This window comes from Gardnerella phocaeensis, assembly GCF_048545075.1.
GTDB lineage: Bacteria > Actinomycetota > Actinomycetes > Actinomycetales > Bifidobacteriaceae > Bifidobacterium > Bifidobacterium vaginale_J.
This window is the reverse complement of the sequence record NZ_JBKQXS010000001.1, coordinates 217,855-232,372: the sequence shown is the minus strand read 5'-3', so window position 1 is coordinate 232,372 and position 14,518 is coordinate 217,855. Positions and strand designations below refer to the sequence as shown.

12 protein-coding genes and 3 tRNA genes are annotated in these 14,518 nt (G+C 43.2%); 2 read left to right on the top strand and 13 right to left on the bottom strand.

The genetic code is table 11. The annotated features are described in order from the left end of the window. Window positions 1-34 precede the first annotated feature (34 nt). From fdxA to ACJV2T_RS00950, 10 genes are all read right to left on the bottom strand, one after another. Entirely contained in the window at window positions 35-367 is a 333-nt protein-coding gene (fdxA, locus tag ACJV2T_RS00995) for a ferredoxin (protein ID WP_419398892.1), read from the bottom strand. Window positions 368-495: 128 nt separating this feature from the next. After that, window positions 496-2,121, bottom strand: a complete 1,626-nt coding sequence (locus ACJV2T_RS00990; RefSeq protein WP_415683279.1) for an APC family permease — start codon at window positions 2,119-2,121, stop codon at window positions 496-498. A gap of 290 nt (window positions 2,122-2,411) precedes the next feature. Continuing rightward, window positions 2,412-3,683, bottom strand: a complete 1,272-nt coding sequence (locus tag ACJV2T_RS00985) for an FAD-binding protein (RefSeq protein WP_415683278.1) — start codon at window positions 3,681-3,683, stop codon at window positions 2,412-2,414. 122 nt (window positions 3,684-3,805) lie between these two features. Then, window positions 3,806-3,976 (bottom strand): 50S ribosomal protein L33, encoded by a 171-nt coding sequence (rpmG, locus tag ACJV2T_RS00980; RefSeq protein WP_004105548.1) that lies wholly within the window; start codon window positions 3,974-3,976, stop codon window positions 3,806-3,808. Between the two features lie 53 nt (window positions 3,977-4,029). Continuing rightward, window positions 4,030-4,103 (bottom strand) — tRNA-Met (locus ACJV2T_RS00975). A gap of 4 nt (window positions 4,104-4,107) precedes the next feature. Then, window positions 4,108-4,179: transfer RNA gene (locus ACJV2T_RS00970), tRNA-Thr, on the bottom strand. Between the two features lies 1 nt (window position 4,180). Continuing rightward, a tRNA-Tyr gene (locus ACJV2T_RS00965) sits at window positions 4,181-4,262 on the bottom strand. Window positions 4,263-4,373: 111 nt separating this feature from the next. Beyond that, the gene (hisC, locus tag ACJV2T_RS00960; protein WP_419398891.1) at window positions 4,374-5,471 is read right to left on the bottom strand and encodes a histidinol-phosphate transaminase; all 1,098 of its coding nucleotides are present in this window, start codon (window positions 5,469-5,471) and stop codon (window positions 4,374-4,376) included. Window positions 5,472-5,819: 348 nt separating this feature from the next. Further along, complete coding sequence (gene groES / locus ACJV2T_RS00955; protein ID WP_004114319.1) at window positions 5,820-6,113, bottom strand: co-chaperone GroES; 294 nt, start codon at window positions 6,111-6,113, stop codon at window positions 5,820-5,822. A 173-nt stretch (window positions 6,114-6,286) separates the two neighbouring features. Further along, window positions 6,287-7,273 carry a hypothetical protein gene (locus ACJV2T_RS00950; protein ID WP_419398890.1) on the bottom strand — a complete coding sequence of 329 codons (987 nt, stop codon included), beginning with the start codon at window positions 7,271-7,273 and terminating at the stop codon, window positions 6,287-6,289. A 426-nt stretch (window positions 7,274-7,699) separates the two neighbouring features. Between ACJV2T_RS00950 and ACJV2T_RS00945 the strand changes: the two genes are divergently transcribed. Continuing rightward, window positions 7,700-7,876: an FmdB family zinc ribbon protein gene (locus tag ACJV2T_RS00945; RefSeq protein ID WP_004574103.1), complete on the top strand. Its 177-nt coding sequence runs from the start codon at window positions 7,700-7,702 to the stop codon at window positions 7,874-7,876. A gap of 112 nt (window positions 7,877-7,988) precedes the next feature. Then, a complete protein-coding gene (locus ACJV2T_RS00940; protein WP_419398889.1) occupies window positions 7,989-8,768 on the top strand; it encodes a CpaB family protein in 780 nt (259 codons plus the stop codon). 36 nt (window positions 8,769-8,804) lie between these two features. On the opposite strand, the gene ACJV2T_RS00935 is transcribed toward ACJV2T_RS00940, so the two are convergent. Genes ACJV2T_RS00935 through ACJV2T_RS00925 form a run of 3 tightly spaced genes read right to left on the bottom strand, consistent with a single transcriptional unit; the run spans window position 8,805 to window position 14,214 of the window. Continuing rightward, on the bottom strand, window positions 8,805-9,008 hold the full coding sequence (locus ACJV2T_RS00935) for a hypothetical protein (RefSeq protein WP_004109746.1): 204 nt from the start codon (window positions 9,006-9,008) through the stop codon (window positions 8,805-8,807). Further along, window positions 9,005-12,763, bottom strand: a complete 3,759-nt coding sequence (locus tag ACJV2T_RS00930) for a helicase (protein ID WP_419398888.1) — start codon at window positions 12,761-12,763, stop codon at window positions 9,005-9,007. The genes ACJV2T_RS00935 and ACJV2T_RS00930 overlap by 4 nt, the downstream gene beginning before the upstream one ends. A gap of 17 nt (window positions 12,764-12,780) precedes the next feature. After that, window positions 12,781-14,214, bottom strand: coding sequence for a variant leucine-rich repeat-containing protein (locus ACJV2T_RS00925; RefSeq protein ID WP_419398887.1), 1,434 nt, complete (start codon window positions 14,212-14,214; stop codon window positions 12,781-12,783). Between the last annotated feature and the right edge of the window lie 304 nt (window positions 14,215-14,518).

The following is a 14,518-nucleotide window of genomic DNA, read 5'->3' as shown; positions in this document are numbered from 1 at the left end:
ACTCGCGCCACACTAAGCAATACTTTACAAGTAATTAGCTACTTGCTTTATCTGAACGCGGAGGCAGTGCAGCTACGCGAGCTTCGTCCCATCCGGAAGCTCCAGCATCCGTAGCTCCTCCCAAATCTCCGAGCTTGTCGAAATAATCAACCGCAGCATCGCGGTACCACTCCCAGTCTTCTGGCAAATCATCTTCGTAAAAAATGGCTTCTACTGGGCAAGCTGGTTCACAAGCTCCACAATCCACACACTCGTTTGGGTTAATATAAAGCGTTCGATCGCCTTCATAAATGCAGTCAACAGGGCATTCATCAACACACGCTTTATCTTTTACATCAACGCAAGGCTCTGCGATTACATATGGCATAACGCCCTCCTTTCTGCTTTTATGCAACTTTTCTATTATAGAACATTTTTGAAAAGTCTATGACACAAAAAGTCGGCATGCGATATAAACGTATGCCGACTTCTTGCTAAATAAATAATTTATTAATTTTAATTATTTTGCGAGGACGCAGCAGCAGCCTCAGCTTTAGCTTCTGCACGAGCCTGCTCTTCTGTTTCTCCTTCAGCCACCTTTTCTGCAGCGGCAGCATCTTGAGCAAACAAAGTTTCAACAGGAACACCGAGCTGCTTAGCTTTACGCATTTGCCTACCAAGTAACGAATTGCGGTAAGAGTAGCCGAAGTACACAGCAAAACCGATTGCCAGCCACACTGCAAAACGAATCCAAGTCAATACAGACAAGTTAAGCATGAGCCAGAATGTGGAAAGCGCTGCAAACAGAGGAAGCCACGGATTGCCTGGAACGCTAAACGAACGGTGCAAATCTGGCCTGCGCATACGCATAATCGGCACACCAGCAGAAACGAGCAAGAACGCAGAAAGCGTACCAATGTTCACCATGTCGGAAAGAATGCCAATATCGAGAGTGGAAGCAACAACTGCCACAACAATGCCGGAAACAATCTGAAGCCTTGCAGGAATACCACGCTTGCTTACCTTAGAGAAACTACGTGGAAGCAAGCCATCGCGGCTCACAGCGAAGATAATACGTGTAAGACCGAGCAAAAGAACCATCACAACGGTTGTTAAACCAATAACAATGCCGAGGGAAATAATCTTTGCAGCCCAAGTAGCTCCCACGAGTTCGAAGCTTGTGGAAAGCGAAGGAGATGGCTGATTTGCCAAATCCTTGTAGGAAACCATACCGGTTGTTACAACTGCGACGAGGATGTAAAGAACGGTAACAATAAGCAAACCAAGACCAATGCCTCGTGGAATGTTCTTGTGCGGATCCTTAGTTTCTTCTGCTGTTGTTGCAACAACGTCAAAACCGATGAATGCGAAGAACACGAGTGCCGCGCCGGAAAGAATGCCAGGAATGCCATAAACGGCTGGCTGCATGCCAGTTACCCACTGCCACAGAGGCTGGCTCATAACGCCAGAAACTTCTATTCCCTTTACGCTTGCAACGTCAGTTGCAGGTGGCACAAATGGTGTAAAGTTGGAGGCTTTAATGTAGAAGAAGCCCACAACAACCACGAACAGAACGATACCAATCTTCAAGATTGTTAAAGCGCCGTCGAAGCGTGCAGAAAGCTTAGTTCCAAGAACAAGCATAGTTGTAAAGAATGCAACGATTATAATTGGAGCAACATCAATATTGAAACCACCTAAGTTAAAACTTGTGGTCATACTCAAACCGAAAAGCTTCATTAAATCGTTAAGATAAACGCCCCAATACTTTGCAATTACTGAGCCAGCCATCAACATTTCCAGGATCATATCCCAGCCGATAATCCAAGCAATAAGCTCACCAACTGTAGTATATGTAAACGTATAAGCAGATCCAGCAACTGGGATCATTGAAGCAAATTCTGCGTAGCACATTGCAGCAGAACCGCACACAATACCTGCAATAATAAAGCTAATAATTACAGCAGGACCAGCATGGAATGCTGCAGCTTGAGCACCGACAGAGAAAATACCGGCACCAACTGCGACAGCAACACCCATAACTGCCAAATCCCAAGAATTTAATGTACGTTTAAGATGGCGTTCACCATCCATAGTCTCAGCGATAGTCTGTTCAACAGACTTCTTTCTCCATATTTGCATAATAAACGCACTTTCGTTGAGGTATAGGTATAAAGGTATGCCGCAATCAGAAGCGAATTAACAAATTTGCGAAACAGTTGCGACTTCACCTACATAAAATTTTTACTTAATTTCCTTTATTTATTTCTGTAAATGTAATTAAATAAAAAATTTATATAGATAATGTAGGTAAATATTACACAAAACATTGCTTATACGGTAGTTTTACCGTGTGTTCCTTTATTATTTGTGAAAATTTAAATAATAAACTTATATATTACTGCATAAAACATATTATATTCGTAAAATTTTCAGTTTATAGAAATATTTATTACAACAGGTTCAGGAATAAGCGTTATGCCAAACTTATTTTTTACACCGCTGATAATAGTTTTTGCCAAATTTGCAATGTCGTCACAAGAAGCATTGTTACGATTAGTGAGTGCCAAAGTATGCAATGAAGAAAGCCCTGCAGGAGAAGGTTTCCCATTTTCTATAAGCCTAAAACCCTTATGGAATCCAGCATGATCAATAAGCCAAGCTGCAGAAGTTTTTATGCCATGCGATCCATCTTGCATAACAGCGTCAAATTTAGGAGCATCTTCTGGCAAAGCATCGGCTTGACTAGTGCTAAGTATTGGATTCATAAAGAAGCTACCGCAACTATGACGATCACTGTAAGTATTATCGCCCTCTAAAAATTCACCAGTAACATAGTCTTCACTTTGCAATCGCAAAGCAAATTCAACACCTTCAGCACACTTTGTGCCACGCATCCACAGCTTATCGTAACGAGAAGCATCCTCAAGCATGCCTTTAGAAGCACGAACGCGCAAAACTTCACGACGTATTGCTGCTGTTTGCATGCGCTCGCCCAATTCTACGTGCAAAGCCTTAGCTAATTGAGAATGAGAGACAACCCCGGTTGAATTATGTTTCAAACAAAAAGTAACAGACAGCACAACGTAACGAGGAGTAGGAAAATACGAGTCCGCAGGAACTCCCGCTGAAGAGTACATGCTTTTTTTAAGCAATGAAGTGCGATACCCAAAATTTAAAGCATCCTTTTGCAGCTCCATAGTTGATTTTGTTTCGCGATCCCAAACTTCTACGGAAGTAACACTTTGAGATACTTCTTGACCATAAGCGCCAATATTTTGTACAACCGAAGCTCCAACAGTGCCAGGTATGCCAGAAAGACCTTCTACGCCCTCTAAACCAAGAGAAATCGTATGAGAAACAAAATCATCCCAATTACAACCAGCTTCAGCGTTAATATGCACTAAATGAGCACCGCTTTGTAAATCAATGCCATCTTCTGAAGGTGCTGCTTCATCAAGCACATGAATATCGCGTCTAGCATCTCGCACAACAACGCCGTTGAAGTTCTCATCGCTAACAAGCATATTAGAGCCGCCGCCGATAACACATAAAGGCAAACCAGCTTCATCAGCATCTTCTACCGCTTCAATAACAGCAACGCGACTTTTTGGCTCTATAAAACGTGCAATTTTGCCACCTACGCCAACAGTTGTTATATCTGCAAACGATGGATTATTTACTAAAGATGCTTGCATACTCATGGTTTAAATACTAACAGTAATAAATAACAAAAACCCCGCATTGAGCGGGGTAATAAGAATAAAATCTGCGCAACTGAAACAAGCTCAACAAGCCAAAATCGTGAGCGCAGTAAGCTGAAAATTCAGCGAGTCTCGCGATGAAGCGTATGCTTGCCGCAGCGTGGGCAGAACTTGTTCAACTCAAGACGATCAGGCGTATTGCGACGATTCTTCGTCGTGATGTAATTACGCTCTTTGCACTCCGTGCATGCCATCGTAATGCCCGGACGGATGTCGGCGCTCTTGCTTGCCATTTCGTTCACCTCTACAATTCATTATTGGCCAGCCAGTCTCCTACTGGCCGTTGTAGCGAGGAAGAGACTCGAACTCTTGACCTTACGATTATGAGTCGTACGCTCTAGCCAGCTGAGCTACCCCGCCAGAGAGCCTCGAGTGAGAATCGGACTCACGACCTCTTCCTTACCAAGGAAGTGCTCTACCACTGAGCTATCGAGGCGTGGCGGGTAGTGGATTCGAACCACTGAAGCACGAAGCGGCTGATTTACAGTCAGCTCCCTTTGACCACTTGGGAAACCCGCCAGCAGTCTCCGTAAGAAGTGAACTTCAAACGGCAACTTTGTTATTTTGCCACGAAATCGCGACTAATGCAAGATTAAGACACGCCGAAAGCAAAACTTTTATGCAAAAAAGCTAGTTATTTAGCGAAAAACCCTCTTTTTTTAAATTTTCGCAAACTGTCAAAACCCTGTCATTAGCCTCGCGCTCGCCGATACTAATGCGAATACCTTCACCAGCAAAAGCGCGAACAGACAATCCTGCAGCAATAAAATGTTCTGTTGCTCGCTCGGTATCTGCACCAAATGGCATCCAGAAGAAGTTTGCGTACGCATCCTCAATATTCCAGCCTTGCTCGCGTAAAGCTTCAACAATGCGCTCGCGCTCAGCAACAAGAGATGCAACACGAGTATCCATCTCCTTGCTTGCGTCTTCTTCCAAAGAAGCCAAAGCTGCCACTTGCGCTATTTGAGACACTCCAAATGGCACAGCAACCTTGCGCATACCGTCTACAACTTCAGCCGGAGCAATACCATAACCAATGCGCAAACCTGCCAATCCATAGGCCTTGGAGAACGTTTGAGCAACAACTACATTTGGATACTCATGGTACAGTTTTATGCCATTTGCAGTGCCTTTTGCTGTATTAAACTGCACATAAGCTTCGTCAATAAGCACAAGAACGTCGCTTGGCACAGCATCTAACACCTTGCGAGCTTCTTCTTCGCTAAGAGCAGCTGAAGTTGGGTTATTAGGATTATTCAAAATAACCAAACGCGTGCGATCGTTAATAGCTGCAATCATAGCGTCAATATCGTGGGAACCATCGGCACGGTTAGGAATCTTAACGCTTGTAGCACCAGCTCCCGTTACAATAATCGGGTAAGCTTCAAAGCTTCTCCAAGGATATATGACCTCATCTCCCGGGCCTGCAACCAAGTCAACAAGCTGCGTAATAACTTCCGTAGAGCCGCAACCAAGCACTACTTCGTCTGCAGTCACACCAAAACGCTTAGCAAGTTCTTCAACAACTTCTGTGCCACGCATATTAGGATAACGGTTTATTACATTAAGCGCGCGATTTGAAATCGCTTCTTTTACGCTTTGCAAAGGCTCATAAGGATTTTCGTTACTCGAGATTTTATATGCACGAATGCCGTCCAATTTAGGAGCTGGCTTACCCTGCTTATAGCTAGGAATCGTATCTACAATATTGCGATGTTTGTATGTCATACTTCTCCATCATACTCCACACATGCCTTAACTGCGCAATAGCAAAAACGACCAAAACTACGCACGCATGTAAAGAAACTGCCGCTTCCAAGCCAAAATCCGACCAAAACTTTACAACCACGTAAAGTTTCTGCCGCTTTATCGCCTTAATCCGACCAAAACTACGCACGCATGTAAAGAAACTGCCGTCCCCAAGCCAAAATCCGACCAAAACTTTACACCCACGTAAAGTTTCTGCCGCTTATACAAATATTCCACAGCGCATTCTTACGTACCGCAATAAAAAACGCTGGGAACAACGTTTCCGTCATTTCCAGCGTAAGTTTTATTGCTTCAACCTGCTAAATACTAGCCAAGAATAGCAAGCACGTCGCGAGAAGACACGATTAAGTAGTCCTCACCTTCGTAATGCACTTCAGTTCCGCCGTACTTGGAATAAAGAACCTTGTCTCCAACCTTAACGTCCATAGGAATACGCTCGCCCTTATCGTCGCGACGACCAGGACCTACTGCAAGAACTTCACCCTGCTGTGGCTTTTCCTTGGCATTATCTGGAATATACAAGCCAGAAGCAGTTTGAGTCTCTGCTTGAGCTTGCTTAACAATAATCTTATCCTCCAACGGTGTGAGCTTAATCGACACTGTTGCCACCCCTTTCATAAGAGATATTAATTTCGTACGCAAGAAACAATCCGACGAGGCTGACGATCACGTCCGCAACCGCACTTACGCTCTGTGCCTCATAATACCGCGAATTTAGCACTCTAACAACTCGAGTGCTAATCTTTTAAGAAAATTTTTAGAAAACTCTTTAATCACGCATTGCGACGAGCAAGAACATCGTGCAAATTTGCCACACCGAGTGAGTCTTCAGAACTTTCTGGAGCATCCACTTCGCTTACTTTTTCTTTTTCGTGGAATTGAGAAGAGTTTGCAGCAGCAAAATTAGTATCGGCAGTAGCGTTAGTAGCGTTAGCATCAGCACCAGCAGCGTCAGCAACTGGCACGGCTTTAACTACTTGCTTAGTTGACTTAATTTCCAAACTTTCTGGAGCACGAGATGCCAAATTAGCGTTACGTGAATCAGACTTAGTTTGTGAACCAAGCGAGAATGAAATTAAATCTTGATTAGAATTATAGTTTTGCTTCGAAGTCACAGAAGCATTAGAAGAATCAAATGCGTCTTTATTTTCCACTTCAACGATATTAGATTCTTTAGATTCAGATTCTTCTTTATACAAACGCTCACGCAACGCTGCATTTCGCTCTTGCTCTGCACGATGCAACGCAACACGAATTTCGCTCTGCTCCATAACCGAAGTTTCAGTATTGTCACGAGACGCGCCATTTCGAACAGGTACTACAGTTTGAGATACAGAATACTCATCACTGTCGTTTTGAGAAATCGCATCACAACTGCTGATTTCTCCATTAAAATCAGAATCAGATGCAGAAGAATAATCTTCCAACTGGCGTATAACGGCACTGTTGCGGCGTTCACACAACTCATCCTCAGCTTTACGTCTCGAAGCAGCGCGCATTTTTGCAACGCGAGCCTCCCACGCACGAGCATGCTTAGAAGCACGAGCTCCAAAATAAAGCACTACTGCCAACATAGTTCCAGGAATAAGAGCAAAAACTGGAGAAAATATTCCAGAGCACCCTGCTAAGAATACTACAAAAGTCAAGGCAGCAAGCGCAGCCACCAACACACAACGACGGCGTATCGCAGCACGCCTAGCAGCGCGAATACGCGCAATATATTCAGGAGTTAATGTTCGTTTTTGTTGTGTCGGTTGCATACAAGCCCCTTTTGCCAACATACCAGTACCGTCGCAAATGCGCGCAGTACTCCACTCACCTACAAGATGGAGTGTTGGTGAAAACCTATCCTCGCGATGTTCAAGCATAGACTTCATGCCGTTAACCGTGCGTTTAGGCAACCACCCGAACCATAAGGCTACGAGGATGACTAATACGAGTACCGCACTCACCGATTCATAACCCATAACTATTAATATAAGGAAGTCATAGGATGTGTAGCAACATAAACATTTCGGCGTGTCGCCAAAATGTGGGATTATTGCGCGCGCCATCACACAATATGCTGTACCGCAATCATTCACTAAGCAAATTTAACACCTATAATAACTGTCATAGTATGTACTAGGATATGTGAAGGAACAGTAAGTTTCTACTTACGTGCTCGTGTAACTTCGGAGGGACTTTTGCCTACTTATCATTATCGTTGCAAGCAATGCGGATACGATTTTTCAGAACATCAATCATTTTCGGATGACCCTATTACCATTTGCCCTCAGTGCGGAAAAGATGCAGTGCACAAAGTGTACTCCGCTCCTCCAATCAACTTCAAAGGCAAAGGTTTTTATCGAACCGATAAATGATTTTGTAAAATCATAAATATTAATTATTGTTTAAATATTGCGCGCTAATAGGTTTTATCCACAGCGCGCAATTTTTCTTGCTCTTGCATTTTTTATATTTCAAAATGCAAGTATGAGCATAAATTTTTCTTTATTTAAATCTCAAAATAACGCAAAAAATAGTGCGTTATTGCAGCGAAGGCAACGCGCTTTCGTGCGGAAAATCATTATTGTGCTATGTGCTGGAATGATGGCTTTACTAGTTGTGTCAACTATTATTGACTCACAAGAAACTCAAGTCATAGCAGTAGCTAAACACAATATTCAGCAAGGTTCACGCGTTAGCGTAAAGGATATTGCATACGTTCGAGTGCCTAAGCATAAAGTATTTAATCAAGCGCTATCCAATAATATAAGCGCGAATGCTTCTATTATTGCAACATGCGAAATACGTAAAGGAATGCCAATTTTGCAAACACTATTGAGTAAAATTCCGCGCATTCCAAAAGGATTCACTTCTATTACAATTCATTTAGCTAGCGCAGATCACACACTGCTTCCTGGCGAAAAAATTGATTTAGCTTTTAGCAAGCCTGTGCAAGATGAAGAAATTTCTAACTCTCAAAATGCAGAAAGCCATAACAGCGAAAAAACTAAAAGCAACACCGCAGAAAATAACGATGAAAACAAAAACCACGATATTGAAGAAAACAATATTGCAGAAATTGACGAACGCTATGTTAGCGTAGTTCATAACGTTATGGTGATGCAAATAAGTCAAAGCACTCAAGCTTCACAAAATCAGCAAAACACTACTACTATTGCTATGCCTGCTGCAGATGCCTTGCGGTTATTACAAGCTCAGTCTGCAAATCCTTCATTGGCGATTGTTGCCATGAAATTGTCACAATAAAAAAATTATTGTGCTACTCCTAGCAGTATTTCAAGCTCAACTAATACGCTCGGAAAATACAGCCCAGTGAGGCGGCAATTCGCTTAAAATGCGATTATCGTCGTCTTGATTGCGCTGTTGCAAAGTAAGCTCGTCAGAAGGCTCGAGTTTAACGCCATCTGCATCAAAAAGCTCTGAGCCTTCGCGAACAACCCTAACCGACCTACGTGGAGATCTTCTATTGGGATCGTATTTACTCATTCGTTGTCACCATACAATTCCCCGAGACGAGAAACAACACGATCAACCTCTTTTTCAGGATTGACAAAAGCTCCAACGCTCCACACTGTCATTACTGACCAGCCCAAGGATTCCAAATCCTGAATAATCATGCGATGACGTTCACGAGTTGATTGCACGCTCATAAATTGCGAATCATCCGTAAGCACAGCAATAGCAAACGGCTTATCCGCAAGTCCAACTACTAGAGGAATTCTAACGTCATTATCGAAGCCATAATTGACTGCAACTTTTAATCCACGCGAGCGAATACGCTCAGCTAAATCAGTAAATAGCACATTCCTTTGCGCAGATTCTGCAGCAATTTGTGCTTCAACATCGTTAGAATCTTCTGGACGAAGCGGCTTATCACTTAACTTCTCAGCCCATTGCAAAAGATTCTTCAAAAGCTTTGGACCATCTTGGTGCAAACGCTCATCTTCCATATCTTTAGACGTAAACGCACTAACAATATCTAGATGACGGCGAGCTAGAGCCAAAGCGTCAAGAAGCATACTGCTTCCACCTTCTTCTTCAAGCAATCCAAACTGCTGAAGAAGTCTGCCGTGAGATGTTTTTGCATAACAAAGCGACATAATTACATCTGTTGCTATTGCTCCAGAAGCCTCATTAACGCCCAAAAGTCTCACGTGTCGCAAGAATCTAGCCATGTTTTCGTCTTTAATAGACAAAGACTTCAGCTCCGCTCCCAAACGACTACGGAACACGTTTGTCAACGTAACTACAACAAGCACATAGCTTGAAGGAACAACCGTAAACGTATTTGCACGCTGACGAATAAGCTCAACTACTTCATCAATTTCACGCTGGCTGCTTTCAATAAGCCCAGAAGACATTACCGGAACTCCAGTTGCTTCAATTTGATGCAAGCGAACTTTGCCTTGCAAACGCTCAACAGGAACGTCGTGACGCAACTTTCCGTAACCATGTTCTTCCAAGAATCGCGCTAAACGAAGCGAGCGCCTTGTTGCTCTAGAAACTACTGTTACAGATGGTAGTAATGAAATAAGCGAACGCAAGCTTTCAGAACTTACTGTTTGCTTATGCGCTAAAACTACTACTTGACGAGCACGAGACAAAATAGATAGCAACTCAATATTTGATATATGAGATGCCGAATCAATTATTACAGTATCTGCAATAGGTCTCAACGGAGTCATCATAGTAAGAGTAGATGGCATAGCTACAAGTATTGGTTTCGCAGCCAACACAAGTTCCGCATAATTGCGCAATAATTTATTAAAAGTAATTCCAGAACGGTTTCCAGCAAGCATAGTATGCAATTGATTAGCTTCTTGCGTATGCGAGAACAATAAATCACACAAATGCTTCATAGCTTCTTGCTGAACCATTGGACCGATTGAACGCACATGTTCGGTATCAACTTGCACGAATCGATCAGAAGCATCTTGCATTGCTGAGCCATCTTGGTGAGAAATAATTGCAGAAGAATTAACAATATCTTCAAAAACAGTAGTCCACCAAGCTAATTGCAACTCACCGTCAATTGCATTACCTGTAACGTTGCGACGACGCAAATCGTTGACTAAATCAGATAAGCCAGCTTTGCTGAACTCACGCTCCAAATTGCAACGACCAGGGAGAGTATCTAGAGATGCTCTGTCGTCATGCAAATCTTGCAAACGAGCTTCGAGCTGCGCAAATTCAATATTTTCAAGATCTGCACCCTTAAGAGTTGTTGCTAATACTGCATCAAGAGCAACTAAATGCCTTGCTAATAACTCTTGAGTATTTACAATATCGTCCAATTTTGGCGGCAAAACAGGCCATCCGCCGTGAGGCACGAAAGTACGCCACTGAGCTGCTTGCTGCGCAACAATCTTTAAAGCCTCATGCAAATCATCGACTTTAGCTCCAACTCTTAGCAAGCTGCGCGCTTCACGAACATGATGCCTACGTTCCCAGAAGCCCATAACTGTGCCTTCGGCTTTACGCTGAGCTTTCGGCTTACTTGCTTCAATCATTGCATCTAAATCGCGCTCAAAAATTTCAGGCTGGAATACGTCAAGAACACGTCGCAAATTCTTGAGAACTGTAACTTGACGACTCCACTCACGAGCTGTTGTTGGCACAGGGAAACCACAGCTTTGCACAGTGCTTTTAACTTGTTCTCGAGTTGCTGGAAGAAGTTTAAGAAGCACATCTACAACACGCTGATATACAGATATAGCTTCATTTTCGTCGAATATTGACGCACCAAACCAAGGAGTATCTTCAGGATTTATCTTGAACTCTCCAAGCTCATCGGCTTGGTGGAATTTCTTCGACCACTCTTCAATATGACCGGTCATAGCGTGTGCTGCAGCAACATCTAAACGCACATGCGTAGACGGATGGGTTGGGAACATTGCAATTGCTGCAAGATTCTGGATTGTTTGGTATGCAGACACTCCCCAAGTTTCGTTAATACCGTGAAGATCGCCTAAATAACGAGTAAGGCGAGAACGCACTCCGACCAACTCATCTGCAACCTGCTCAAATCGCGAAGTCGCAATACTATGTCTAGCGCCAACTGCTGCAATCAACTGCGCATCGACATGCTTAGCAATATGACCATCCGCAACATCTAATGCTAATGAGGAAATTTCATGCGTATTCAACGTGTAACGGAAACGCCTCTGCTGCTCAACAACATTAGGCACATATAGCACAGAACGTCCTGCAATCACAGAACGGGAAGCGATCGCAGCAGCAATTGCAGCTGAATCCGATCCTGAATCAATATTCACGAACAAAGAGTTTCCAGATGCAACAAGCTCCGCCGCATAACGCACAACGTTATCTACTTCACCAACTTCGCATTCGCTATGAGGATCTGCGTCGAAAGGACTATATTCTGGCTTATTTGCAGACTGGAGCTTATTGATAGCTCTATCATCGCCAGCCATAGCATCAATCATTGCATTCCCAACATTGCCGGATTGCAAAGCGTTAATAATTTGTTCACTTTCTGCCACAAAACGCGAACCAGCATCTGTAAAGCAGCCAAGTATAATATCGCGCTCAATATCAAAATCTGGGAAAGCTGAGCGAGCTTGCTTACAAATAGCATCAAACACTACAGAAGTTTCTGGCGTTCCACTTTCATATTGAGATCCGTCGAATAAAACATCTTCCCTAAGTTGAACACCACGCTCACTTAAACGCGACACAAGCGAATTGTTCAGCCCAACACTTCCAGAGAAATAAATAGTGGCGGAGGTTTCATCTTGATTAGTGTCACGAACAACTTTCACAGGATATGTAAGAACAGGCACATGGTTGCCATTCCACGATGCAACACCGACTATTAAAGAAAGCTCGGAAACACCACTTTCGTGCGCTTTTGCGTCTCTATCTTCAAAAACTCGATCTAGCCTTCGCCCAGCAGCTCGCAACATTCCAGCGTCCCGGAATAAAGATTTTAATGTTACTTTTCCGCTTGCAAAAAGTTGCGCAATTCCGGAAGGATGAGCATGCGTCAACTCTAATTGAGCAGCAAGTTGCGTTATATCTTCTAGTGGAGAAGGAGATAGCTGAGCCTGATATTGCTGCTTCCACTCAACTATGCGTTGTAAAGCGTTAGTACGAGCGCTGTTGGTGTTATTAGAGCCGGATTTTTCCAAAGAATCATCTTCTGACGTAGTATTTTCGACTACTGCATCATTAAACACTTGCTGTGCCGAATCCTGCTCCACGTTGTTTGTATCACTCATATTCCCACCCTGCTTGCTTACTGTTCAATAGCTTTGCGATATGCACTATAACCGCTGTTTCTAGCTAGTGCAGCATCTACTTCAGAATTACCTTGAGCTGCGAGCCACGCGTATAAGTCATCGTACAAACCAGTGTTTGCAGCCAAGAACGGAAGCAATTGCGAATATTGCGCCATTTCAAATTGCTTTGAAAAATCGCTACTTTCTTCAGCTTCTTTTGACGTGAATCCGCCGGCTTCCACTATATTTTCTTGAGAGTCAAATTCGCCTTTTGATACTTTTTCAAATACGGAGCCTGGCTCAAATGCAGGTGTGTACGCCGCATCGGAATTGTTAATATCGAGATTGTTAGAATCGAGATTCGTAGAGCCAAGATTCGTAGTACCAAGATTCGTAGTACCAAGATTCGTAGAGCTGAAACTATTAATATCGAGATTATTAGAACCTGTATTTGCAATATTAAAAGCTGAAGAATCGGCAATATTTTCACCAAAAGTTTCAGTTGAATTCAATGGAGATGCTGAAAATTCTTGAGAACTTTCGTTTTGCAATACATTTGGTTCTGTGTTAACTGGCGTAACTGGAGAAACCGTATTGACTTGAGAATCTTGAGCAGACGGATAATCTTGAGCAACTGAATCAGATTGATCAACAGCAGCAACCGTGTCAACCGCAGAAACCGCAGAAACCGCAGAAACCTGATCAACCGCAGAATCTTGTTGCGAAGGCTCTTCTTTAGTTGCACTTTCTTGCTGAATTGCTTGTGCGTCTTCAAATAAATTACGCGGCTCTACAGGAGTCTCCTGCTGCTCTCGCATAACAGGCAAAGTTACATCATGATTGATTGGAGCAACTTCTGTTTGCGAATCATCATTGAACTGAGTTTGATTTTGCATGCCTTGTTTCCAAGACAATCCAGGATGCGAAACTGATTGAGCACGGAAAACACCTGTTGGCTCGCCAGCGCGCAAATCAAGAATTTGATCTACCGATAAATCTGAAGCTGCAGGCTCATCATGCGAATCATCTGTAGCATAAGAGAACAGATTGCGTACTGCGTTATCTTTTTCAACTTCAGCAGATTCTTCTTCTACACGCACAAAATCAACAGGAACATCGCCGAATTGCATGCGCATTAAGCTATCTGGAAGCTGAAAATCGACATTAGGCTCTAGCCGCAGCAAATCACCATTTGCGCTGACTAGATATGTGCCATTAGTTGAATTTAAATCTCGTATTGTTGCCACGCCATGCATGTCTACAATTAGCAGGGCATGCCTCTTTGACATAGAACGTTTGTTATCTACTATGTCGACGCGCGTGAAACCATCTTCACGCAACGGGCGTATAGGCTTTCGACCAATCTCTACAGACTGACCTGCACCCACACGTGCCTGCTCGACACCACCAACTGTAATCATCCAGCGCTGCACGGTTTGTCGCTCACTCACGTGATCTGCTCCCTTCAAAAAACACACTACCTACTATTGTGTCATGCTTTGTGTATATTGCGCTAGTATTTGTTGATTTTAAGCATAAAAAATAACAAAAGGCTCGGAAGAAAGACTCCCGAGCCTCGAAAGCGCGATATTACCACCCGTCCCTAGCGGAAAGTAACAGCGCAAAGCGCTCAGCATTAATCAGTTAACGAAGCATGAATCAATAGTAAAAAAGGAAATTTTGGCAAACTACATCAACAAGCAAACGCAAACCAATTAATTGCTGTATAAGACTAAAAATCTACACAGCGCGCCA

Bases quoted from the DNA above. Each gene is read 5' to 3' on its own strand.
- fdxA (WP_419398892.1), bottom strand. From the start codon at position 367: ATGCCATATGTAATCGCAGAGCCTTGCGTTGATGTAAAAGATAAAGCG.
- ACJV2T_RS00935 (WP_004109746.1), bottom strand. From the start codon at position 9,008: ATGAGTAAATACGATCCCAATAGAAGATCTCCACGTAGGTCGGTTAGG.
- ACJV2T_RS00990 (WP_415683279.1), bottom strand. From the start codon at position 2,121: ATGCAAATATGGAGAAAGAAGTCTGTTGAACAGACTATCGCTGAGACT.
- ACJV2T_RS00950 (WP_419398890.1), bottom strand. From the start codon at position 7,273: ATGCAACCGACACAACAAAAACGAACATTAACTCCTGAATATATTGCG.
- ACJV2T_RS00940 (WP_419398889.1), top strand. From the start codon at position 7,989: ATGAGCATAAATTTTTCTTTATTTAAATCTCAAAATAACGCAAAAAAT.
- ACJV2T_RS00985 (WP_415683278.1), bottom strand. From the start codon at position 3,683: ATGAGTATGCAAGCATCTTTAGTAAATAATCCATCGTTTGCAGATATA.
- hisC (WP_419398891.1), bottom strand. From the start codon at position 5,471: ATGACATACAAACATCGCAATATTGTAGATACGATTCCTAGCTATAAG.
- rpmG (WP_004105548.1), bottom strand. From the start codon at position 3,976: ATGGCAAGCAAGAGCGCCGACATCCGTCCGGGCATTACGATGGCATGC.
- ACJV2T_RS00930 (WP_419398888.1), bottom strand. From the start codon at position 12,763: ATGAGTGATACAAACAACGTGGAGCAGGATTCGGCACAGCAAGTGTTT.